This is a genomic window from Streptomyces sp. NPDC060000 (assembly GCF_042737375.1).
GTDB lineage: Bacteria > Actinomycetota > Actinomycetes > Streptomycetales > Streptomycetaceae > Streptomyces.
This window is the reverse complement of sequence record NZ_JBHWUU010000042.1, coordinates 1-23,329: the sequence shown is the minus strand read 5'-3', so window position 1 is coordinate 23,329 and position 23,329 is coordinate 1. Positions and strand designations below refer to the sequence as shown.

16 protein-coding genes are annotated in these 23,329 nt (G+C 72.9%); 6 read left to right on the top strand and 10 right to left on the bottom strand.

The features are described from left to right. Positions 1-398 precede the first annotated feature (398 nt). The 4 genes from ACFWBB_RS22240 (at position 399) to ACFWBB_RS22225 (ending at position 7,111) form a co-directional block, all read left to right on the top strand. Positions 399-2,198 carry an ABC transporter ATP-binding protein gene (locus ACFWBB_RS22240; protein ID WP_385275100.1) on the top strand — a complete coding sequence of 600 codons (1,800 nt, stop codon included), beginning with the start codon at positions 399-401 and terminating at the stop codon, positions 2,196-2,198. 278 nt (positions 2,199-2,476) lie between these two features. Continuing rightward, the gene (locus ACFWBB_RS22235) at positions 2,477-4,528 is read left to right on the top strand and encodes a M4 family metallopeptidase (protein WP_385275097.1); all 2,052 of its coding nucleotides are present in this window, start codon (positions 2,477-2,479) and stop codon (positions 4,526-4,528) included. Positions 4,529-4,846: 318 nt separating this feature from the next. Beyond that, positions 4,847-6,520 carry a M4 family metallopeptidase gene (locus ACFWBB_RS22230; RefSeq protein ID WP_385275094.1) on the top strand — a complete coding sequence of 558 codons (1,674 nt, stop codon included), beginning with the start codon at positions 4,847-4,849 and terminating at the stop codon, positions 6,518-6,520. A gap of 72 nt (positions 6,521-6,592) precedes the next feature. Continuing rightward, positions 6,593-7,111, top strand: a complete 519-nt coding sequence (locus tag ACFWBB_RS22225) for a DUF1990 domain-containing protein (protein ID WP_385275091.1) — start codon at positions 6,593-6,595, stop codon at positions 7,109-7,111. A gap of 181 nt (positions 7,112-7,292) precedes the next feature. Here ACFWBB_RS22225 and ACFWBB_RS22220 read toward each other — a convergent pair whose 3' ends face one another. The 10 genes from ACFWBB_RS22220 to ACFWBB_RS22175 form a co-directional block, all read right to left on the bottom strand. Then, positions 7,293-7,868 (bottom strand): hypothetical protein, encoded by a 576-nt coding sequence (locus ACFWBB_RS22220; protein ID WP_385275088.1) that lies wholly within the window; start codon positions 7,866-7,868, stop codon positions 7,293-7,295. After that, positions 7,865-9,262, bottom strand: coding sequence for a hypothetical protein (locus tag ACFWBB_RS22215; RefSeq protein ID WP_385275085.1), 1,398 nt, complete (start codon positions 9,260-9,262; stop codon positions 7,865-7,867). Before ACFWBB_RS22215 ends, ACFWBB_RS22220 begins: the two co-directional genes overlap by 4 nt. Beyond that, entirely contained in the window at positions 9,259-10,068 is an 810-nt protein-coding gene (locus ACFWBB_RS22210; RefSeq protein ID WP_385275167.1) for an ABC transporter ATP-binding protein, read from the bottom strand. Before ACFWBB_RS22210 ends, ACFWBB_RS22215 begins: the two co-directional genes overlap by 4 nt. 164 nt (positions 10,069-10,232) lie before the next feature. Further along, positions 10,233-11,051, bottom strand: coding sequence for a zf-HC2 domain-containing protein (locus ACFWBB_RS22205; RefSeq protein WP_385275082.1), 819 nt, complete (start codon positions 11,049-11,051; stop codon positions 10,233-10,235). Beyond that, a complete protein-coding gene (locus ACFWBB_RS22200) occupies positions 11,048-11,608 on the bottom strand; it encodes an RNA polymerase sigma factor (protein ID WP_385275079.1) in 561 nt (186 codons plus the stop codon). The genes ACFWBB_RS22205 and ACFWBB_RS22200 overlap by 4 nt, the downstream gene beginning before the upstream one ends. Positions 11,609-11,763: 155 nt before the next feature. Further along, entirely contained in the window at positions 11,764-13,005 is a 1,242-nt protein-coding gene (locus tag ACFWBB_RS22195; RefSeq protein ID WP_385275164.1) for a VWA-like domain-containing protein, read from the bottom strand. 587 nt (positions 13,006-13,592) lie between these two features. Then, a complete protein-coding gene (locus ACFWBB_RS22190; protein WP_385275076.1) occupies positions 13,593-14,903 on the bottom strand; it encodes an AAA family ATPase in 1,311 nt (436 codons plus the stop codon). Positions 14,904-15,042: 139 nt separating this feature from the next. Beyond that, positions 15,043-16,602, bottom strand: a complete 1,560-nt coding sequence (locus tag ACFWBB_RS22185) for a hypothetical protein (protein ID WP_385275073.1) — start codon at positions 16,600-16,602, stop codon at positions 15,043-15,045. 111 nt (positions 16,603-16,713) lie between these two features. Beyond that, positions 16,714-17,940 (bottom strand): hypothetical protein, encoded by a 1,227-nt coding sequence (locus tag ACFWBB_RS22180; protein WP_385275070.1) that lies wholly within the window; start codon positions 17,938-17,940, stop codon positions 16,714-16,716. A 132-nt stretch (positions 17,941-18,072) separates the two neighbouring features. Beyond that, the gene (locus ACFWBB_RS22175) at positions 18,073-20,697 is read right to left on the bottom strand and encodes a glycosyltransferase family 1 protein (protein WP_385275067.1); all 2,625 of its coding nucleotides are present in this window, start codon (positions 20,695-20,697) and stop codon (positions 18,073-18,075) included. 288 nt (positions 20,698-20,985) lie between these two features. On the opposite strand from ACFWBB_RS22175, the gene ACFWBB_RS22170 reads away from it, so the two are divergent. After that, positions 20,986-22,197 (top strand): S8 family peptidase, encoded by a 1,212-nt coding sequence (locus ACFWBB_RS22170; protein ID WP_385275064.1) that lies wholly within the window; start codon positions 20,986-20,988, stop codon positions 22,195-22,197. 191 nt (positions 22,198-22,388) lie between these two features. Further along, the coding region (locus tag ACFWBB_RS22165; RefSeq protein WP_385275061.1) for a maltotransferase domain-containing protein at positions 22,389-23,329 on the top strand (941 nt) is incomplete at its 3' end.

The window sequence follows — 23,329 nt, the reverse complement described above, 5'->3', positions numbered from 1 at the left end:
GACCGGCTCGCCGGTGCGGACCGGATCGCCGGTGCGGGCACGAGCGCCGTCACGGGCGCGGACCAGGGGGGCGGTCCGGGCACGGACCAGGGTGGCGGTCCGGGAATGGGAGCAGGCGCGGGCCAGGGCGCCGGTACCGGCGCGCACCAGGGTCCCAGTGCGGGAACGGGCGCGGGCACGGATGCAAGCCCGACTGACATCGAGGGCGCGGACCAGGGCGCCGATGCGGGCACGGGTGCAGGTACGAGCACGAGTGCAGGTACGGGTGCCGGTGCCGGCGCCGATGCGGGCACGAGTGCGGGTACGAGCACGAGTGCAGGTACGGGTGCCGGTGCCGGCGCCGATGCGGGCACGAGTGCAGGTACGGGTGCCGGCCAGGGTGCTGGGGAGGCTGTGCGATGACGGTGGCGGACGGGGGCTCGGGACGGCTGCCGGTCGCCGAGCCGGCCGAGGTGCGCCGGGCGGCGGCCCGGCTGCTGCGGGCCGACCGGCGGGCCTTCACCGGCACCCTCGCCCTGAACGTGCTCGCCGCCGGGGCCGGGCTGGCCGGTCCGTGGCTGCTGGGGCGGATCATCGACGAGGTGCGGGCCGGGCACGGCACCGGGGCCGTGGACCGGCTGGCGGCGGTCATCCTGGCCTGCGCGGTCGCGCAGCTGCTGCTGGCGCGCTGGGCCCGGTACGCGGGGCACCGCTTCGGTGAACGGACGCTGGCGCGGGTGCGGGAGGAGTTCGTCGGGCGGGCGCTGGCGCTGCCCGCGTCGGTGGTCGAGCGGGCCGGCACCGGCGACCTGACCACGCGCGGCACCGCCGACGTGGCGGCCGTGGGCGCGACCCTGCGGGACGCCGGGCCCGAGCTGCTGGTCTGCACGGTCCAGGCGCTGTTCACACTCGGCGCGGTGTTCGTGATCGACCCGCTGCTCGGGGCGGTCGGAGTGCTGGGGCTGACCCCGATCTGGTTCGCGCTGCGCTGGTATCTGCGGCGGGCCCGCGCGGCCTATCTCGCGGAGGGCGCGGCCACCTCCGAGGTCGCCGAGATCGTCGCCGCCACCGCGTCCGGGGCGCGGACGGTCGAGGCGTTCCGGCTCCAGGAACGGCGGACTGCGGCGAGCCGGGACGCGCTGGATGCCTCGCGCCGCACCCGCCTGCGCACCCTCCACCTGCGCTCGGTGTTCTTCCCGGTGATCGAGGTGTCGTACTCGCTGCCGGTGGCGGGCGTGCTGCTGGTGGGCGGCGCGCTGCACGCGCGCGGTGCGATGAGCCTGGGCGCGGTGGTCGCGGGCGCGCTGTATCTGCGGCAGTTCAGCGAACCGCTCGACCAGATCCTGCTGCGCGTCGAGCAGTTCCAGAGCAGCGGCGCCTCGTTCGCCCGGGTGGAGGGCCTGGCCCGGGCGCCGCGCGCCGAGCCGGAGGGCGAGGCGCCCGCCCCGGCGGACGACCGGATCGACGTGACGGGCGTGCGGTACGCCTACGAGCACGGCGGCGAGGTGCTGCGCGGGGTCGACCTGACGGTGCGGCCCGGGGAGCGGCTCGCGGTGGTCGGCCCGTCCGGCGCGGGCAAGACCACGCTGAGCAGGCTGCTCGCCGGCGTGGACGCGCCGAGCGCGGGCACGGTGACGGTGGGCGGGGTGCCGGTCTCGGACCTGGCGCCGCGGACGCTGCGCCGGCAGGTCGTGCTCGTCACGCAGGAGCACCATGTCTTCCTCGGCACGGTCCGCGACAACCTGCTGATCGCCGAACCCGCCGCCGATGACGCGCAGTTGTGGGCGTCGCTGACCGCGGTCGGCGCGGCCGACTGGGTCCGGGAACTGCCCGGCGGCCTCGACGCCGCGCTGGGCGTGGGCGGTTGCCGTACGGACGGTTCGCAGGCCCAGCAACTCGCCCTGGCCCGGGTGGTGCTGGCCGACCCGCACACGCTGATCCTGGACGAGGCGACGGCCCTGCTGGATCCGGCGACCGCCCGGCACACCGAGCGCGCCCTGGCCGCCGTGCTCCGGGGCCGGACCGTCATCGCCATCGCCCACCGGCTGCACACCGCGCACGACGCGGACCGGGTCGCCGTCATGCAGGACGGCCGTCTCACCGAACTCGGCACGCACGAGGCGCTGGTGACTGTGGGCGGGGCGTACGCGGCGCTCTGGCGGACGTGGCACGGGGAGCCCGCGGAAGGCGGTCCGGCGCCGCGAACCCCTGTTCCCTGAGGGGATCGCGCCCCGGAAACCACAGGTCCGCATATCGAACATGAATTATCGGACAACGAACAGTTTCCGGCCAACTTCCTGACGCGCTCCTGACAGACAGCGCAATCCACTGCCACTCTTCCCACTGCTGGTTCACAGCAACCCCACAGCTTCACCCGCTCCATGCGCACGCTCCACGTTCCGCCTTTGTTCTGCGTACCGCCTTGTCGTGCCCGCACGGCTCACCGGCCGTCGGGTCTCCCCCGGCCGCGTGTCCCGTGGCCGCGCAGAAGGAGTCAGTGTTGAGCAGCAGTCCCTCTCGCAGACGCACCCCCCACACCACCCCCCGCCGTGCCGCGGCCGTCGCCCTCGTCGGCGTCTCCGCGCTCATCGCGGCCGCCGTGCAGTCCGGCGCCGCGAGCGCCGCCCCGGTGAAGGCACCGCACGCGGCGGGTCGGGCCGCCCCGGGCGCCGAGTCGGTGCGCCTCACCCCCGCCCAGCGAGCCGCGCTGATACACGAGGCGGACACCGGCAAGGCGGCGACCGCCAAGGAGCTGGGACTCGGCGCCAAGGAGGCGCTCGTCGTCCGGGACGTCGTCAAGGACGCCGACGGCACCCTGCACACCCGCTACGAGCGCACCTACGGCGGACTGCCGGTCCTCGGGGGCGACCTGGTCGTCCAGACCGCGAAGTCCGGCGCCACCGAGGGCGTCACCAAGGCCACCCGCGCCGCCATCAAGGTCGCCTCGCTGTCACCGACCTTCAGCGCGGCCAAGGCGCAGAAGCAGGCACTGAGCCTCGCCACGGCCGCCGGTGCCGCGAAGGCGGAGACCGACCAGGCTCCGCGCAAGGTGATCTGGGCGGCGAACGGCACACCGGTCCTGGCGTACGAGACGGTCGTCGGCGGCCTCCAGGAGGACGGCACCCCGAACGAGCTGCACGTCGTCACCGACGCGGCCACCGGCAAGAAGCTCTACGAGTACCAGGGCATCGAGACCGGCACCGGCAACACGATGTACAGCGGCACGGTGACGCTCGGCACCACGCAGTCCGGGTCGACGTACAACCTGACCGACGGCGCGCGCGGCGGCCACAAGACGTACAACCTCAACCGGGGCACCTCCGGAACCGGCACGCTCTTCTCCGGACCCGACGACGTCTGGGGCAACGGCGCCGCCTCCAACGCGGAGACCGCGGGCGCCGACGCGCACTACGGCGCGGCCCTCACCTGGGACTACTACAAGAACGTGCAGGGCCGCAGCGGCATCAGGGGCGACGGCGTGGGCGCGTACTCACGCGTGCACTACGGCAACGCGTACGTCAACGCGTTCTGGGACGACGGCTGCTTCTGCATGACGTACGGCGACGGCTCGGGCAACACCCACCCGCTGACGGCCATCGACGTGGCCGGCCACGAGATGACGCACGGCGTCACCTCGAACACGGCGGGGCTGAACTACTCCGGCGAGTCCGGCGGCCTGAACGAGGCCACCTCGGACATCTTCGGCACCGCGGTCGAGTTCTACGCGGCGAACCCCTCGGACGTCGGTGACTACCTCATCGGCGAGGAGATCGACATCAACGGCGACGGCACGCCGCTGCGGTACATGGACAAGCCGAGCAAGGACGGCGCGTCGAAGGACAGCTGGTACTCGGGGATCGGGTCGGTGGACGTCCACTACTCGTCCGGCCCGGCGAACCACTTCTTCTACCTGCTGAGCGAGGGCAGCGGCGCCAAGGTCGTCAACGGCGTCAGCTACAACTCGCCGACCGCGGACGGCCTTCCGGTCACCGGCATCGGCCGCGACAAGGCGGAGAAGATCTGGTTCCGCGCGCTGACCACGAAGTTCACCTCGACCACCAACTACGCGGCGGCCCGCACCGGCACGCTCGCCGCGGCCGGTGAGCTGTACGGCACGACCTCCACCGAGTACAAGGCGGTGCAGGACGCGTGGGCCGGCGTCGCGGTCGGCGCCCGTTCCGGCGGGGGCGGCGGCGGTGGCACCTCTTTCGAGAACACCACCGACGTATCGATTCCGGACAACGGGGCCGCGGTCACCTCCTCGGTCACCGTCTCCGGCCGGACCGGGAACGCTCCCTCGAACCTCGCCGTGGCGGTCGACATCGTCCACACCTACATCGGTGACCTCCAGGTGCAGCTGGTCGCCCCCGACGGCACGGCGTACACGCTGAAGGCGTACGGCACCGGCGGGAGCACGGACAACATCAACACCACGTACACCGTGAACGCCTCCTCCGAAGTGGCCAACGGTGTATGGAAGTTGAGGGTCCAGGACAACGCGGCCCAGGACACCGGCTACATCAACAGCTTCAAGCTGACCTTCCCGTAGGTCCCGCGCCCGCACGGGCTGCGCACAGCCACCCGAAAGGCATCGCACAGGGCGCCGTCCCGGAGGTTCGACTCCCCGGGACGGCGTCCCCTTTTTTGCCGGTGCCTTACCCGCGCCCTGTTGGCCTTTTACCGGGATCAAGTCCGTTTACATTCCGGCAATGTTCATCCGGCCGTTGATTTTCAGCCAACATCACTTCGGGGTCATGACATGTACGCGCCTTGATGCCAGTCTTCCTGTCACCCGCCGCACAACTTCACAACCGTCACGGACAGCCGCCCCACGCTGGCCCGGCACCCCCACACCCAAGGAGCTTGTGTGACCTCCCTCTACGCGCGTCACAAGCGCACCACCCTGGCCATCGCCACCGCCGTCGCGGCCGGAGCCCTGGTCACCACCGGACTGGCCTCCGGTACCGCCGCCGCCCAGACCCCGGCGGAGTCGAACGGCAAGTCGGTCCCGCTGGCCGCACCGGTCCAGCTGTCGGCCGCCGCCCGCACGACGCTGATCAAGCAGCAGCAGGCCGACGCGCCCGAGACCGCCCAGACGATAGGCCTCGGCACCAAGGAGAAGCTGGTCGTCAAGGACGTCGTGAAGGACGCCGACGGCACGGTCCACACCCGCTACGAGCGCACCTACGCGGGCCTGCCGGTCCTCGGCGGCGACCTCGTCGTCCACGAGTCCGCGAGCGGTGCGGCCAAGGGCGTCACCAAGGCCAACCCGGCCACCATCAAGGTGGCCACGCTGACCCCGAAGGTCGCCGTCGCCAAGGCCGAGAAGCAGGCGCTGACCGCCGCCAAGACCGCGGGCTCCGAGTCCACCTCGGCGGACCAGGCCCCCCGCAAGGTGATCTGGGCCGCCAACGGCACCCCGGTCCTCGCCTTCGAGACGGTCGTCGGCGGCCTCCAGGACGACGGCACCCCGAGTGAGCTGCACGTCATCACCGACGCGGCCACCGGCAAGAAGCTCTACGAGTACCAGGGCATCGAGAACGCGACCGGCACCGGCAAGACCCTCTACTCGGGCACCGTCAGCCTCACCACCACACTGTCGGGCACGACGTACTCGCTGACCGACGCCTCGCGCGGCGGCCACAAGACGTACAACCTGAAGCACGGCACCAGCTCGGGCACCGGCACGCTGTTCACCAACACCACCAACACGTGGGGCACCGGTGCCGCCTCCAGCTCCAGCACCGACGTGACGGCGGCCGCCGACGCCGCCTACGGCGCGCAGGAGACCTGGGACTTCTACAAGTCGACGTTCGGCCGCAGCGGCATCAAGAACAACGGTGTCGGCGCGTACTCCCGCGTCCACTACGGCAGCTCGTACGTCAACGCGTTCTGGGACGACAGCTGCTTCTGCATGACCTACGGCGACGGCGAGGGCAACCTCGACCCGCTGACCTCGCTGGACGTGGCCGGCCACGAGATGAGCCACGGCGTCACCGCCAACACCGCGGGCCTGAACTACTCGGGCGAGTCCGGCGGCCTGAACGAGGCGACCTCCGACATCTTCGGCACGGGCGTCGAGTTCTACGCAGCCAACGCCTCCGACCCCGGTGACTACCTCATCGGCGAGAAGATCGACATCAACGGCGACGGCACCCCGCTGCGCTACATGGACAAGCCCAGCAAGGACGGCGGCTCGGCGGACTCCTGGTCCTCCACCGTCGGCAACAAGGACGTCCACTACTCGTCCGGCGTCGCGAACCACTTCTTCTACCTCCTCTCGGAGGGCAGCGGTTCGAAGACGATCAACGGTGTGAGCTACAACTCGCCCACGTCCAACGGCACCACGGTCACCGGTATCGGCCGCGACAAGGCGCTCCAGATCTGGTACAAGGCGCTGACGACCTACTTCACGTCGACGACGAACTACAAGTCGGCGCGGACGGGCACGCTGAGCGCGGCCTCGGCGCTGTACGGCGGCACCACCAGCACCGAGTACAAGGCGGTGGCGGCGGCCTGGTCGGCCGTCAACGTCTCTTGATCCATGCGTAGTTGACATTGGGCGGCACCCGGGACGAGGTCATCCCCGGGTGCCGCCCTACGCTTGGGCCCCATGTCTCCGCAGGACTTCACCTACACCGACGTCGGCGCGACCCGCGACCGCCCCGGCCAATGCCCTCCGGGCTTCCGTCCACTCCACGTCCGCGCCCGCCTCGGCGAGGGCCACGAGGTCTTCCGCCGCGCCGCGGAAGCGGTCATGACGTGGGAGATGCACCGTGCGCTGGGGGTCGGTATCGACGCCTCGGCGGAACGGGCGGCCCCGGACGTCGACGTCACGGTCACCCTGGCGGGCCTCATAAAGGCCCCCTGCCGCGTGGTCTGGACGGTGGACGAACACCGGCGCGCCGGCTGGGCCTACGGCACCCTCCCCGGCCACCCCGAATGCGGCGAGGAGTCCTTCGTCGTCGACCGCACGGGAGACGGCACGGTATGGCTGACGGTCTCCGCCTTCAGCCGCGGCGCGAAGTGGTACGCGAGGGCCGGCGGCCCGGCGACCCGAGGCCTCCAACAGGCGTACGCGCGGCGGTGCGGGGTGGTGCTGCGGGGGCTGAGCGGCGGCGAGGAGTCGTAGCGGACGGCGGGTCGGACCGGCTCCGACGCCCGGCTCCGAGGCTCAGATCCGAGGCCCGGCTCTCGGGCGTCATCCGTGGTGGAGCACCGGCCCCGGTACCACCGCCTCCACCAAATCCCCCGGCGGTGCTCACGGCCGTGTCCCGATCACGGCCGTGTCCCGATCCGGTGGCCCCGTCCGGTCACCGTCTCGGGCCCGCGACGGTGTAGGCCGCGGTGCCGGCGGCCGTGAGGACCAGGGCCGTCCAGGTGCCCGCCGCCGTGCCGGGGGGCAGCATCATCCAGGTCGCCACCCGCATCGGCGCACTCGTCGGGGGCGGGGCGAAGAAGGAGAACGAGAGCCAGGCGAACGGCGGCGTCCACGCGTACCGGCCGCCCGCGAGCGCCGCGCCCAGGGCGGCCAGTCCCATCAGGCCCGCGCTGTCCCGGACCACGAACGCGGTGGTGGTCATCGACGCGCCCATGGTCTGCACTGTCAGCAGCACCGTGCCGACGACCGCGCCGGCGAGCAGCACGTGCGCCGCCCTGCGGGGCACCCAGCGGATCGCGGCCGTCCGGTCCAGTGCGAGGTCCTGCCCGCCGAGCCCGACCGAGGCCGCCATCGCACCCGCAGCGAGGACGAGTACGGGCAACCGCGGATCACCGGGCCCCTCGCCCCCGTCCCCGGCGAGTGCCCACACCGCCACCGCGCCGATCACCACCGCCGCGAGCGACGCGGGTACCTGACGCGAGCGCGCGTACAGCGTCAGCCATCTCACCGCGACACACCGCCCTTCAGCGTGTCGAAGGCGTCGCCCTTGCAGGAGAGCGCGGCGGCGCGCATCGCGTCGATCCGCGCGAACTGTTCGGCCCGCGGCAGCGCCTTGAGTTCCTTCCACACCGGGCGGGTCTCGGCGTCGATCTCGTGGCGCAGACTCTCCGACAAGGTGCCGGGCAGCGGCCCGAGGTCCCCGAGGACCCAGCCCACCGCGACGGTCTGCGCGAATTCGTCTCCCCCGAAGCTGCTCCAGCCGACGGGGGAACACCCTGGCACCATGCCTTTGGCGATCAGGGCCCGGGTCAGCTCCCCGCCCTTCGCGGCGGCGATGATGTCGTCGTCGAAGTCGAAGAGCAGGGTCTTGCGGGACCACTGCGGCGTGGAGCCCTCCGGCAGCACGGTGGCGTTCTCCCGGATCGAGATCGGCGCCTGGCTGCCCAGGGCGCCATGCAGCAGGCGCAGCGCCTCCTTACCGGGACCCGCGAGGTCGGCGAGTCGCCCTTGCTGCGTCTTCGTCACGCACACCGGGCCGTCGCACACCAGCTCCGCGGCGGCCTCGTCGACGACGTACGTCCGGCGCGGGTCGGAGGGGAGGACGAGCAGGGCGAGCGCCGCGCCCGCCAGGACGGGCGTCAGAGCGATCAGCCGGGCGCGCGGGGTCGCGGCGACCAGCAGCGCGAAGCCGGTCGCGGCCATGCCGAACAGCCAGATCGTCTGCCCGACGTGCACGGAGGCGGAGAGCGTCACGAGGGCGTGGCGCACCTCTTGCACCGCCGGTGACAGCAGGGAGACCCGGTTCGGCTCCGTGCTCGTGATTCCCGTCGCCGTGGTCGTCTCCGTCCGGCCCAACGACATGTGCATGAGGGCCGTGAACACGAAGGCGCCCATGGTCAGCGCGGGCGGGGTGAGCGCGGACGGCAGGGCCCGCCCGGCCCCCATGCCCAGTACGGCTCCCGCGACGAGGAAGAGTGCCCCCACCAGCGAGATCGGCAGCCACCCGAGGTGCGTGTACTCGGTGTTGGCGACGACCTGGACCGCGCCCACGAGGACGAGGAACGCAAAAGCCGAGGCCAGCGTGATCGCCGTCGCGCCCGCCAGCGTGGCCGCGCGGTGCCGGGCGGGCCGCGGCGTGCTCGTCAGCAGCTCGGTGATCTTCGAGCGGTGGTCGCGCAGGCCCTGCAGCGCCCCGAGGCCCACGGCGAGCGGCCACAGGTAGAACAGCAGGGAGCGGGTCCACAGGGCCATGGACGTCCACTGGGCCGTCCACGCCGTGGTGCCCGTCCACCACGATCCGCGAATCAGGTACAGGAACGCCAGCGCCGTCGTCAGGACCACGGCGCCGGCCCACGGGGCGACGGACCGCTTCAGCTCGATGCGCAGGACGCGGACGTTCACCAGGTGCCCCTTCCCTGCTCGGGGTTGAGCAGCAGTGCCGAGTAGCCGCGCTCCAGCGGGCTGTCACCCACGTGCTCCGGGCCGCCCACCGAGGCCAGCTCGTCCGGAGGGCCCTGGAAGACCAGCCGGCCCTCGGCGAAGAGCACCACGTCGGTGCAGGCGGCGGCGACGTCCTCCACCAGATGGGTCGAGACGAGCACACAGGTGTCCGTGCCCAACTCCTGCAGCAGCTCGCGGAAGCGCAGCCGCTGTGCCGGGTCCAGGCCGACAGTCGGCTCGTCGAGCAGCAGGATCGTCGGGTCGTTGACGATGGCCTGGGCGATGCCGACCCTGCGCACCATGCCGCCCGACAGTGCCTTCATCTTCTCGTCGGCGCGGTCCGCCAGCCCCACCCGCTCCACGGCGCGCTGCACCGCCGCGGGGATCTCCGCCTTCGGCACCTCCTTCAGCCACGCCATGTACTCGACGAACTCGCGCACCGTGAAGCGCTTGTAGTAGCCGAACTCCTGCGGCAGGTATCCGATCCGGCGGCGCAGCGCACGGTGCTCGCCCATGCCGCCCACGGACTCGCCCAGCAGCTCCAGGCTGCCCGCGGTGGGGCGCACCACGGTGGCCAGCGCCCGGATGAGGGTGGTCTTGCCCGCCCCGTTGGGTCCGAGGAGTCCGTGTACGCCGATGCCGAGCGACAGGTCGAGGCCGTCGACGGCCATCCGCTTCCTGCCGACCCTGACCTTGAGCCCGGTGGCCCGGATCTCCCAGGCGTAGGCCGTCGGCGCGATATCGGCCGCGCTCACCGCGGACGTCATGTGGTGTTCCCTTCCGAGGTTCGTTCCTGGCTTCCTGCCGAGGTCTTCGACGAGGTTCTTGCCGAGGTTCTTGCCGAGGTTCTTGCCGAGGTTCCTGCCGAGGTTCCTGCCGAGGTTCCTGCCGAGGTTCCTGCCGAGGTTCCTGCCGAGGTTCCTGCCGATGATCATCGATGGGCTCCCAGCACGGAGTACGCGCCCCTGCGGGCGATCACGACACCGATGCCGAGTGCGAGGACCAGGCCCCACGCGGGCAGACCGCCCGTCCGCAGGGCGAAGGCCGTACGGCTGGTGGCCAGGGTCGGCGCCACGACGACGGCGGCCCAGACGCCGGCCAGCACGACGGCGGCGCGGGTCACACCGACGACGCCGCCGAGCGCCAGCGTCGTCGCCGTGAAGGCCAGACAGGGCAGCAGCCACTGCGCCACCATCACCCCCGTCATCCATCCGCCCAACAGCAGCGCGGGGACGACCACGCCGAGCACGGACGCCGTGCGCCGCAGCACCAGATGCAGCCCGGCCCTGGGCACGGAGGCCGTCAGTTCGTACGCCGGGTCCAGACCGCGCGACCAGGACGCCGCGACTCCGAGCACGGGCAGGACCGGCGCGAACAGCAGCACCATCGACACCTCGCCGGAACCGGAGCCGACCGTGTCCAGCAGCAGGGCCAGCAGTGTCACGCCCACGACCATGGCCAGCCACGGCACCATCGTGGGCGTCATCCACCTCGCCAGCCGCGCCGACCAGCGCCGTCCCCGCGGCATCGTGGCGGTGACCGTGAGCTCGGGCTCGAGGCCGGACCAGACGGTGTCGACCAGCGACACCACGGCGGGCACCCCGGCAACGACAGCGGCGGAGAGCCGGTCACGGCACACCCGGCACGCCTCGAGATGTCCCTCCACGGCCCACACCTCGTCGGCGGCGAGGTCCGTGCCGCCCCGCGCGTACCCCTCGATGATCCGCGTCGACGCGTGTTCCACACTCACGCCAGCGCCCTCCGCATCGCGATCCGGGCCCGGCGGGCACGGGTCTTGACCGTGCCCTCGGGCAGCCCGAGCAGGACCGCGGTCTCCCGGACGGACAGCCCGTCGAGCACCATGGCCTGCAGTACCTGTCTCAACTCCGGCGCGAGGCACCGCAGCGCGTCCCCGACATCACCGCCGACGGTCGCCGCGAGCGCCTCCTCCTCGGCGGCGGGCGCCGCGTCGGGCGCGGCGGCGGTCGGCGGCGGCTCCGCGTGATGAGCCCTGCGCCGGAACGCGTCGACCAGGCGGCGCGCCGCGATCGTCCACAGCCAACCGGTGGCCGACCCTCCGACCGCGGCCCCGGCGAACGCACCCGCCGCGCGCCACACCGCCAGGTAGGTCTCCTGCATGACCTCCGCGACGATCTGCTCGTCCACACACCGACGGCGCAGCCGCACCGCCAACCACGGCGATGTTCGCCGGTACAACTCCTCGAACGCGGCACGGTCGCCTTTCGCCACGAGGCGGACGAGACGCTCCTCGTCCACCTCGTGCAGCGCTGCCCTGACTGATCTCACACCCGCTAGACGCCCGGGCCGGGCCGCAGGTTTTCCGCCCGGCGTGATCCCCGCCACATGTGCGTCGTGGGCGGGCGGCGCGGGCCACCGCGGCTCCGGAAACCCCCGCCCCGCAGGAACCCGCGCCCAGTCACCACCCGGCCCGTGGCCGACCCCTAGCCGATCTCCACCACCCGGGCCCAGGCGGGCGGGGCGTCCGGTACGTAGTCGGGGTTGTTCTCGTTGTACGCGCCCGGGCCCCGGGGGAACAGGCCGATGACCGTGCGGCAGGACGGGCGGGTTTCCGGCCAGGGGGTCTGGCCGTCGGTGAGGACCACGACGGCGTCGGGGCGGGGCGTCGTCCGCAGCGCCTTGGCGAAGCCGGTGCGCAGGTCCGTCCCGCCGCCGCCCAGCAGGGGGATCCCCTCGGCTCGGCACAGCGGGTGCGCGACCCGGGCCGAGGCGTCGCACGGCACCACGGTGACCAGGTCGCGACGGCCGCCCACGGCACGGGCGATCGCGGCGACCTCCAGGAGCGCGCTGCCCAGTTCGGCGTCGCTGACCGACCCCGACGTGTCGATGACCACGCAGACCCTCGGCGGTCTGCGGCGCAGGCTCGGCAGGACGACTCCGGGCAGACCGGCCGAGCGGCGCGCCGGACGGCCGTAGGTGTAGTCCTCGCCCGCACCCGGCCCGGAGGCCGCCGAGCGGACGGCCGCGCCCAGCAACTCCCGCCAGGGCTGCGGCGGATGGAACGCCTCCTCCGCCCACCGCTTCCACTGCCTCGGGGCGGAGCCCGGCCTGCCGTTGATGCCCTGCGCCACCCGGAACCGGACGGCGTCCCGTTCCTCCTTGCTGAGCCCGTTCGCGCCGTCGGCACCCAGCTCCCACTCCCGGTCCAGTCCGTCGGCGCCGCTGCCGCAGTCCAGCCAGGAGAGACCCTCCGTGTGCGGACCGAGCCGGAACCGGGTCAGGTACTCCTCCATCAACTTCCCGTCGGGCAGCCCCAACGACTGGGGCCGGACGGCGCCTTCGGGCTCGACCAGCCCGTCCCCGAACGCGTCGTCGTTGATCTCGCAGTCGGCGGCAATGTTCATCCGCAGCCGCTCCCCCGGCCCGGTCAGACTCCGCTCCCGGGCCACCCGGTCACTGCGCCCGTGATGGTCACGCAGCAGGTGCGACACCTCGTGCACCCACACCGAGGCCAGCTCCTCCACCGGCATCCGGTCCACGAACGCCGGTGAGACATAGCAGCGCCAGTGCCGGTCGACGCCCATCGTCGGCACCTGCCGCGACGCGACGACGTGCAGGGCGAACAGCGCCGTCGCCAGGTAGGGCCGGGCCCGAGCGGCCTGCAGCCGGGCGGCGAGCAGCTTGTCGAGATCCAAAGCCAGGTCCGGGTCCGGGTCCCGCTCCAGGGCCGGGCTCTGGGCGGGGCTCGGGCTCGGGCTCGGGATCGGGATCGGGCTCGGGATCGGGATCGGGATCGGGCTCGGGATCGGGATCGGGCTCTGGCCCGGGCTCGGGCTCTGGCCCGGGCTCGGGCTCTGGCTCTGGCTCGGGCTCGGGCTCTGGCCCGGGCTCGGGCTCTGGCTCTGGCTCGGGCTCGGGCTCTGGCCCGGGCTCGGGCTCTGGCCCGGGCTCGGGCTCTGGCCCGGGCTCGGGCTCGGGGACGGGCTCGGGCTCGGGGACGGGCTCGGGGACGGGCTCGGGATCGGACTCGGGGCCGGACTCGGGGCCGGACTCGGGGCCGGACTCGGGGCCGGACTCGGGATCGGGCTCTGGCCCGGACCCGGGATCGGGCCCGGACCCGGGATCGGGCCCGGGCTCGGGATCGGGCCCGGGCTCGGGCTCGGGCTTCGGTCCGGGTTCTGGCGCCCGCCACGGCGGACAACCGCAGCGCCGCGCTCATGACGCGCACCTGGTCGTCGGCCCCCCGGGTCCGGGCTCTGGTCCGGGTGCAAGTCAAGGTCCGCGTTCGACGGCCCGGCCGTCGCATGCGCGGTCACCGGCCGGCCTTCGCGGTCCCGGCGATCCGTGCCGTCGCCAGGTCCGACGCCCGGTCAGCCGCCCGGTCAGCCCGCCGGGACAGGGCCACGGCTCCGGCGAGGCTCTCGATCGAGGCGGGGACGTCCCAGTCCTCCTGGCGGAGGGTGGCGAGCGTGGTCGCGGGGACCACCACCAGGTCCGGGGCCCCGGTCTCCACCGCCTTGACGAGCAGCGCCCACGCCGCGTCCCAGCGGGACCGGGTCGGCCGGGCGCGAACCGCCGCCACCACACCGTCGAGCACGGCCTGGCGCAGGTCGCCCCGCTCGGGCAGTTCGGCACCCGCCGGGTCGGCGAGCAGCGTCTCCGGGTCCGGCAGGTCCAGCCGGTCCAGGCTCGCCAGCAGCTCCAGCCCCGGCCCGTCCCCGACGGTGCCCCTCACCAGCTGCGACAGGACGTCCCGGGAGGAGCCGGCCGCGGTGGCGAAGGCGATCAGACTCAGGGTCATCTCCCAGCTCCGGGGAGACGGCCAGGGCCCGCCCCGGCGGGTCTCCCCGCTCGGCAGCCGGTGCACGAGCGTGGGGCGGGCGGCGAGCAGCCCGCACACCGCGCGCCGGGCGAAGTCCACGGCCTCCGGCAGCCGTTGCGGGTCGAGCCGGGGCAGGGTGGCCCGCGGCCAGGTACCGCCGAGGCCGCGTACGACGACCTCGTGGTCGTGGGTCCACTGAAGGTGCACGAACCGGTTGGCCAGCGGCGGGCTCAGCTCCCAGCCGTCGGCCGCCGAGGACCGCGGGTTGGCGGCGGCCACGATCCGCACGCCGGGCGGCAGTCGCAGCGAACCGATCCTGCGCTCGAGCACCAGGCGAAGCAGCGCGGCCTGCACGGCCGGCGGCGCGGTGGACAACTCGTCGAGGAACAGCAGCCCCTTGCCGGCCCGCACCAGCCGTACCGCCCAGTCCGGCGGGGCCATCGGCACGCCCTGTTCCGCGGGATCGTCCCCGACGACGGGCAGCCCCGAGAAGTCGGACGGCTCATGGACGCTCGCGATGACGGTGGTCAGCGGCAGGTCGAGGGAGGCGGCGAGCTGGGTCAGGGCCGCGGTCTTGCCGATGCCCGGCTCGCCCCAGAGCAGCACGGGCAGGTCGGCGGCCACGGCCAGGGTCAGCGCCTCGAGTTGGCTGTCGGGACGGGGCTCGGTGGTGGAGTCACGGAGCAGGGTCAACAGCTGTGCGGCCACGTCGAGTTGGGAGGCAGGCGCGGCGGACGCGGCGGCTGTGGGTGTCGTGGTGAAGGGGCTGTCGGCTAGGACCAACGGGGTGCAAGTGGGCATGAGGGATCACCTTCGGGTGTGCGGAGCGACGAGTGGGCGCGGGGCGAAACCCCGGAAACGGCTGAGGAGCCGGAGAGGGACTCAGGAGACCGAAGAGAGGGAGAACGCTCAGGAGATGGAGAAGTGGTGCCTCACCCGGTCAGCGGGTGGTCGTGTCGCGTGGGTGCGAGCGGTGGTTTCCGGGACGGCTGGGCCCCGGGCCGATCCGGCCGGGGCCGGGTCCGGACAGACCGGCGCGGAACAGTCCGTAGGCGATCCGGCGCCGCGCGGCCGCCTCGAGTTCGTCCCGCAGCGCGCCGTCGCGCAGGATCGCGCCGGGGCCGAGCAGCCCCTCGACGACGGCCAGCGCGCCGTCGATGTCCCCGTGGACGAGGCGCTCCCGCACCCCGGTGAGACAGTCGGGGCGCCGATGGGCGTCGTCGATGGCCTGCAGACAGGGCAAGGGAGTACCGGTCAGCGCGACCAGCAGTTCCTCGCGCCGGACCTCGTCCGGGCCGTGGTCCAGCGGGGCCAGTACCCCGTCGACCAGCCCGATCCGGTGCGGCTCCCCCCGGCAGTCCACGAGATGCGGCTGCCCGGCCCGGCCCTCAGCCGCCACCCGAGCCGGTGACGAGGACGGGGCCGGACCGGTCGGCGTCGGTCGTGGAGTCAGCGGCGGCACCTGATCCGGCACCAGCGCCGAGGCGACGAGCGGGTGCAGCCGATCGGCGTCGATCGCACCGGCGCGGATCAACTCCAGGTCGGGCGGCACCCAGGTAGCCGCGTCGGGCAACACCGGAAGGCCGCAACCGCCGCCTCTGTATACGGCCTTGACCACCATCCGCGGCACGGACGACACAGAGGGACCGGGCGGCACCGACGGATCGGGCGGACCGGGGCAGGCCGCCCCCGCGCTCAGCTCCAGGAGCAGCGAATGCCGCCTCCCGAGCCGCACGAGCACGGTGCCGGTGCCGGCGCCCCTGGTACGGCCGTCGGCGCGGAGCAGGATCTCGGCCTCGTCCGCCCACCGGTCGACGGCACAGCCACGACCGTCGGACACGAGGGAACGGCCGGGCACGAGGGAACCGTCGGACGCGGGCAGACCGTCCGGCACGAGCGAGCCGTCGGCGCGCGGCAGACCACCCGCCCCCACCCCCACCCCGGCCCCTGCACCTGCCCGGACGGCCAGTTCGCCCGCCCTGCGCGCGTCCCACAGGTGACGGTGCAGGTCCAACCGGAACCGCCGGCTGGGCCGGGGATGCGGATGACCGCCGTGGGAACCGTGGGAGCCGTCCCACAGCGTGAGGCTGAACCGCTGTCCGGCATCCGCCCAGGCGGGCGGGGTCCGCACCACCAGGTGCACCGGCCATCGGGTGTCGTCGCGCCCCGCGGTGCCGGTTTCGTACCGGGCGAGGGCGATGGTCAGGCCTGCCCGCAGCAGCCCGTCGGGAGCGACCCTCGGCATGTGCCAGCGCAGCAGATCGGGCGCCAGGTGACGCAGGTCGGCCCGGAGTCGGGAAGTGAACTCAGGGCCGTGGGCCCGCGTCAGGGCACGCAGGTCGAGATCGACATCGATACCGGCGGCGGCACACGCTCCCGCCCAGTCCCCGGCACGGCGACGGGCGGTCGCGGTCTCGATCATGGAGGCCGGCACGGCGAACTCGCGCACGCGCAGCCAGAAGGGAAGTCGGGAATCCTCGTTCGCGGTCCGAGTGAGCATCAGCACTCACCTTGCGCGGACGGGGCCCCCGATCTGTCAACAGAAGGAGTAGTCATCGCGGAGGAGCGTAACGCGCGGCATCCGGATCTGCCAGGTGTTTTTGGTCGTCCCTCAGGTACGGGACACCACGCCGCAGGCTTCCTCACGGTTCTCGTCGAGGTCCTTGCTGCGGTCGTACGGGTCTGTCGTCGGCCCGGTCGCGGGCGCGCCCGTGGGTTCGGCCGTCGTCCCGCCCGTCGAGAACCGCGGGTGCAGATAGCCGTCGTACACGTCGCAGGCGGAGTTGCCGATGTCCTCGTCGTACTTCTTGACGCTGATCTTCCCCGGGGTGACGACGTACTTGGCGGGGTCGTAGAGCCCGATGTCGAGCACGCGGCGGACGATGGTGCGTTTCACCTCGGTCGTGGCGTCCTTGCCGACGCGCATCACCGGGTAGACGAAGGTGTAGTCGGCGTGCACGACGACGGTGGCGTGCTCACCCGCCGCGAAGGTCATCCGCCCCCGCGTCTTGACCACGGGACCGGCCAGGCGCAGTTCGGCGGGGTTGAAGCGGCTGAACATCGACAGCGGGTCGTGTTCCTTGTCCGGCTTGCTCAGCGCGGTGTTCAGCAGGCCCAGCAGGTCCTTCTGCTGCGGATCGATCAACGCGAGCGCGGTCTCGGGACGTCCGCCGCGCAAGGTGACCGGGTCGAGGTCGGCGTCGATCAGGAGTTTCCTGGTCCGCTGGAGCCCCTGCTCCACCTGCGCCTCGGACAGCGATCCGACCGCCTTCGCCTTCGGCAGGACGATGCCTGCCGCTCCGTCGGCCCACTGCGCGGCAGGCGAGCCGGCGAACGGCCGGGCGAGGGTCGGCGTGTCGGGATCCACCGCGGCGGGCGCACCGGTCGGGGCCGCGGTCTCGGCCGGCAGCGGTGACGCGGCGACGGCGGGCTCGTGTTCTCCGGTGCCGAAGGGATCGCCGGGCAGCAGCGACGGCCGCATCGCCACGGCCGCAAGAGCGATCACGGCGGGCAGGCCGAGGAAGACCCACAGCCACCGCTTCCGCCGGGCCCCCCTTCCGTCCATCTCCTGCCAGGCCGGGCCGCTGCGCCAGCCCTCGGGCTGCTCACCCCGCGCCTCCTGCTGCCGCAGCCGCTCGGTGACCATGCGGGCCCGCGCGGACGGCTCCTTCGGAGCGGTCTCGCGTATCGCAAGTTCGCTGTCCTGGACGAACTTCGCCCATTCCTCGTCGGGTATGGAACTGCCGGGTTCGGAAGACGAATCGCCCTGGTCCCCACCCCCGTCCCGCCCCTCGTTCCCAGAACCGGGTCTGTGCTCTTCGGACGGTCTGTCGGACACGCGCCGTCGGCCTCTCTGTGAGTCGGTTGCCGGGCGCCAAAGCCTATGACAGCCCTGCTCTGACGCGGCCACAGCATTCGGACGACAGCCCTCGGGCGCCGACGTGACCACGCCGGCGCCCGAGTGGACCCGCTACCGCAACAGCACCCCCGCCCCCTCCGCCGCCTCCTCGGACGGCACCTCCACCAGGCCCAACTCCGCGCCGGAGGCCAGCAGTCGGTGGGACGGGAGGATGCGGACCGTGTAGCCGTAGGGTCCTGTCCGGTCCAGGGACAGCGGGCCCTCGTAGAGCCAGCGGCCTTCCAGGTCCGGGCCGCCGGCCGGCTTCAGCGGGACCTTCGCCGCGTCGGTGATGCGGTCCTCCTCGTCGACCCGGCCAGAGACGGCCTGCACCTCGACGTCGTCGGGGGTGAGGTCGCCGAGGCCGACGCGGACCCGCAGGGCGAGGATGGTGCCGAGTTCGGCGGTGGTGGTGGCCACCGACGTCTCGACGTGGTCCACCCGCACCGCGTGCCAGGCCGAGCTCACCCGCTGCTTCCACAGGGCGAGTTCGCGCGCCGTGTCGGGGCTCATCGACCGGTGCGCGTGGGCGGCCGGAGTGTAGAGCCGTTCCACGTATTCGCGGACCATGCGTCCGGCCAGCACCTTCGGGCCGAGCAGGGTGAGGGTCTGGCGGACCATCTCGATCCAGCGGTCCGGCAGGCCCGCCTGACCGCGTTCGTAGAAGCGCGGGGTGATGCGCTGCTCGAGGAGGTCGTAGAGGGCCGCCGCCTCGATGTCGTCGCGGTGGTCGGGGTCGGTGCCGACGCCGTCGGCGGTGGGGATCGCCCAGCCGAAGTCCGGCTGGAACCACTCGTCCCACCAGCCGTCCAGGACGGACAGGTTGAGACAGCCGTTGAGCGCCGCCTTCATACCGGACGTGCCGCAGGCCTCCAGGGGCCGCAGCGGGTTGTTGAGCCAGATGTCGCATCCCGGGTACAGCTTCTGCGCCATCGCCATGCCGTAGTCGGGCAGGAAGACGACCCGGTGCCGGACGCGCGGATCGTCGGTGAACCGGACCAGTTCCTGGACCAGCCGTTTGCCGCCGTCGTCCGCCGGGTGCGCCTTGCCCGCGACGACGATCTGGATCGGCCGCTCCGCGTGCAGCAGCAGGTCCATCAGCCGGTCGCGGTCCCTCAGCATCAGCGTCAGGCGTTTGTACGAGGGGACCCGGCGCGCGAAGCCGATGGTGAGGACGTCCGGGTCCAGGACGCCGTCGATCCAGCCCAGTTCCGCCGTCCCCGCGCCGCGTTGGCGCCAGGACGCCCGCAGCCGCTTGCGCACCTCGACCACCAGCTGCTCACGCAGATCGCGGCGCAGCTCCCAGATGTCCTGGTCGGGGATGTCGGCGACGGCGTCCCAGCGGTCGGAGCCACCGACGCTCAGGGCCTCCTCGGTGCGCCCGGTGCCGATCTGGCGGGCGCCGAGGCGCAGCACCTCGGGCGCGACCCAGGTCGGGGCGTGCACGCCGTTGGTGACGGAGGTGATCGGCACCTCGTCCGGGTCGAAGCCCGGCCACAGGCCGGAGAACATCTCCCTGCTCACCTGGCCGTGCAGCAGCGACACGCCGTTCGCGCGCTGCGCCAGCCGCAGGCCCATCACGGCCATGTTGAAGAGGTTCGGCTCACCGCCCGGGTATGTCTCCATGCCCAGCCGCAGGATGCGGTCGACATCCATGCGCGGAAGCTCGGCCTGGGATCCGAAGTGGCGGGCGACCAGCTCACGGTCGAAGCGGTCGATGCCGGCCGGGACGGGAGTGTGGGTGGTGAAGACCGTGCCGGCCCGGACGGCTTCGAGCGCGGAGTCGAAATCCAGCCCCGTGTCGGCGAGTTCGGCGATCCGCTCCAGACCGAGGAAGCCCGCGTGGCCCTCGTTGGTGTGGAACACCTCGGGCGGGGCGTGGCCGGTCAGACGGCAGTACGTGCGTACCGCCCGGACGCCCCCTATGCCCAGCAGCATCTCCTGGAGCAGCCGGTGCTCGCTGCCGCCGCCGTAGAGCCGGTCGGTCACCCCGCGTTCGCCGAGGCCGTTCTCCTCGACGTCCGAGTCGAGCATGAGGAGCGGGACCCGGCCGACCTGGGCGAGCCAGACCCGTGCGTGCAGCTGTTTGCCGGCGGGGAGGGCGAGGGAGATCTGCGCGGGGGTGCCGTCGTCCTCCCTCAGGAGGGTCACCGGCAGCTCGTTGGGGTCGAGGACGGGATAGTGCTCCTGCTGCCAGCCGTCCCGGGACAGCGACTGACGGAAGTAGCCGTGCCGGTAGAGCAGTCCCACGCCGATCAGCGGAACGCCCAGGTCGCTGGCCGCCTTCAGGTGGTCGCCGGCGAGGATGCCGAGGCCGCCGGAGTACTGCGGCAGCGCGGCCGTGACGCCGAACTCGGGTGAGAAGTAGGCGACGGCGGCGGGCAGCCCGGCGGAGCGGGGCTGCGCCTGGTACCAGCGGTCGCCGGTCAGATAGTCGTGCAGGTCGTCGGCGGCGGCACTCAGCCTGCGCAGGAAGCGCCGGTCCTCGGCGAGCTCGGCGAGGCGCGCCGCGCGCAGGCCGCCGAGCAGTCTCACCGGGTCGCCGTCGGATCGGGCCCAGCGCTCGGGGTCGACGGACTGGAAGAGGTCGCGGGTCTCCGCGTGCCAGGACCAGCGCAGGTTGCGGGCCAGGTCACTGAGTGGCCGGAGGGGTTCGGGGAGGAGGGGTCGGACGGTGAATCGACGGATCGCCTTCACATTCCACCTCGGCGTGCGTGAGGAACAGACGCACGGCGGTGTGCGTCCACGTCGTCTAAGACGGTACCGGCGTCGGCGCGGGCCCCGCTGAGGGCTGGCCGCCTCCGGACCCACGCTTTTCGGCCCGACCCGCGACAACGGGCCGAAACCCTGTTTCGCCCCGGTAGGCCACCTTGTGACCTTTCGCCCCGCACGAGAGGCTGCCCAGTGGCGCACTCGGCGGGGTCGGAGAAGTCGCGGAAGCCGGCGGAGCCGTCGTGCGCCGAGTCGAGGAGGGGAACTCGAACCATGGCACGGACGCGAGCACGGCGTCTGCGCCGGGCGGGGGGCCTGACCGCGGTCGTCACGACCGTGGTCCTTTCGGCCGTCACCCTGCCCGCGCACGCCGTACCGGAGGGGACGATTCTCGGTGCCGGTCTGCCCGGTTCCGTCGGCGGAAGCTACCTCGTGACACTGAAGGGGGGCGTCCACGCGTCGTCGGAGGCCGGGCGCGGCCTCGTCGGTTCGTACGGGGCGACGATCCGCCGGACCTACGGCACGGTGCTCGACGGGTTCGCCGTCGAGGCCGGCGAGAGACAGGCCCGGCGGCTCGCGGCCGACCCGCACGTGGCCTCGGTCGTCCAGGACACCCGCGTGTCGCTGGACGCGGCGGGGGTCACGAAGAACCCGCCGTCCTGGGGGCTCGACCGCGTCGACCAGCCGGGCCGGCCTCTGGACAACAGCTACATCTGGCCGAAGTCGGCGGGCTCCGGCGTCACGGTGTACGTGATCGACACCGGCGTCCGGATCACGCACACCGACTTCGGCGGCCGGGCGAGCTACGGCTGGGACTTCGTCGGCGGTGACCGTGTCGCCACCGACGGCAACGGCCACGGCACGCATGTCGCCGGCACCGTCGCGGGCACCACTCTCGGTGTCGCCAGGAAGGCCAGGGTGGTGGCGGTACGGGTGCTCGACGACGCCGGTGCGGGCACCACCGCGCGGGCCGTCGCGGGCATCGAGTGGGTCACCCGGCACGCGCACAAGCCCGCGGTCGCCAATCTCAGCCTGGGCGGCGGCTACAACGCGGCGCTGGACGCGGCCGTCCGCACCTCCATCCGGTCCGGTGTCACCTACACCGTCGCCGCGGGCAACGCGGGGCAGCCGGCCGCCCTGCACTCCCCCGCCGACGTGCGGGAGGCCGTCACGGTCGGGGCCACCGACCGGGGCGACGCCAGGGCGGGCTTCTCCAACTACGGTTCGGCCCTCGACCTGTTCGCGCCGGGTGTGTCGATCACCTCCGCCTCGAACCGGAGCGACACCGGGCGGGTGACCTGGTCCGGTACGTCGATGGCGGCGCCGCACGCGGCGGGCGCGGCCGCGCTCGTCCTCGCCGACCATCCGGGGGTCACGCCCGCACAGGTCGCGCGGGCGTTGGTCGCGGGCGCGGTGGACGGCAAGGTCTCCGGCCGGGGGACCGGTTCGCCGGACAGACTCCTCCAGATCCCACCGTTCAGGTAACGGAGCTCCGCGACCGGCTCCGTTCCCCGCGAACGAGGCCGGTCCTGTGTGGAGAAATGCACGCGAGTAGTTAACAAAGCGCCGGATTGCTCACCCGAATAGGGTGGAAGGCTCCTCCGGTACTCCCCCGCAGGACCCCCTCCCCACCACATCCATCCGCCTACCCCCCGTTGATGCGGACAGGAGCGGTCATGCCAGCAAGGCACCACCCGTCATCACCCCCGACGCCTCGCAACAAGAGCAACAAGGGCAACAAGAACGTCAAAGACAGTAAAGAAAGCAAAGACGGCGAGGACGGCAAGAACACCGAGAAGGCCCAGGGCCTGGAGCAGCCCGAGAGCCCGGAGGGCCAAAAGAGCCAGGAGGCCCCGAAGAGCGGCGACAGCTCGGGCCTCACCGGCAGCACCGGCGGCTCAGGCAGCACCGGCGGCACCGGCGGCTCCGGGAAGGTCACGCCTCTCCCGGAGCTGTCGCCCGCCTCCGGCTCGCCGGCCCCGGAGCGATCCTCCCCGGGCCGCGACGCCACCGCCGTGGGGCGCATACCCGTCCTCGACGTCCGCCCGCTCGTCCAGCAGGGCCGTCGGCCCGCCAAGGCGGTCACCGGTGAGACCTTCGAGGTCTCGGCGACCGTGTTCCGGGAAGGGCACGACGCCGTCGCCGCCAACGTCGTCCTGCGGGATCCGGACGGCGGTGCCGGCCCGTGGACGCCGATGCGCGAGCTCGCCCCCGGCACCGACCGCTGGGGCGCGGACGTCACGCCGGACGCGCCGGGCCGCTGGACGTACAGCGTGGAGGCCTGGAGCGACCCGGTCGCCACCTGGCGCCACCACGCCCGCATCAAGATCCCCGCGGGGATGGACACGGAGCTGGTCCTCGCGGAGGGCTCGCGTCTGTACGAGCGGGCGGCCGCCGGAGTGCCGGAGGGCCCGGACCGCGCGGTGGTGCTGACGGCGGTCGACGCGCTGCGCGACGAGACCCGCCCGGCCGTCTCCCGCCTGGCGGCGGCCCTGACACCGGAGGTGGACGCCGTCCTCGGTCGGCATCCGTTGCGGGAACTGGTCACCGCCTCCGAGCCGCTGCCGCTGCTCGTCGAGCGCGAACGCGCCCTGTACGGCGCCTGGTACGAGTTCTT

Bases quoted from the DNA above. Each gene is read 5' to 3' on its own strand.
- ACFWBB_RS22225 (WP_385275091.1), top strand. From the start codon at position 6,593: ATGTCTCCGCAGGACTTCACCTACACCGACGTCGGCGCGACCCGCGAC.
- ACFWBB_RS22210 (WP_385275167.1), bottom strand. From the start codon at position 10,068: ATGACGTCCGCGGTGAGCGCGGCCGATATCGCGCCGACGGCCTACGCC.
- ACFWBB_RS22170 (WP_385275064.1), top strand. From the start codon at position 20,986: ATGGCACGGACGCGAGCACGGCGTCTGCGCCGGGCGGGGGGCCTGACC.
- ACFWBB_RS22190 (WP_385275076.1), bottom strand. From the start codon at position 14,903: ATGCCCACTTGCACCCCGTTGGTCCTAGCCGACAGCCCCTTCACCACG.
- ACFWBB_RS22240 (WP_385275100.1), top strand. From the start codon at position 399: ATGACGGTGGCGGACGGGGGCTCGGGACGGCTGCCGGTCGCCGAGCCG.
- ACFWBB_RS22185 (WP_385275073.1), bottom strand. From the start codon at position 16,602: ATGCTCACTCGGACCGCGAACGAGGATTCCCGACTTCCCTTCTGGCTG.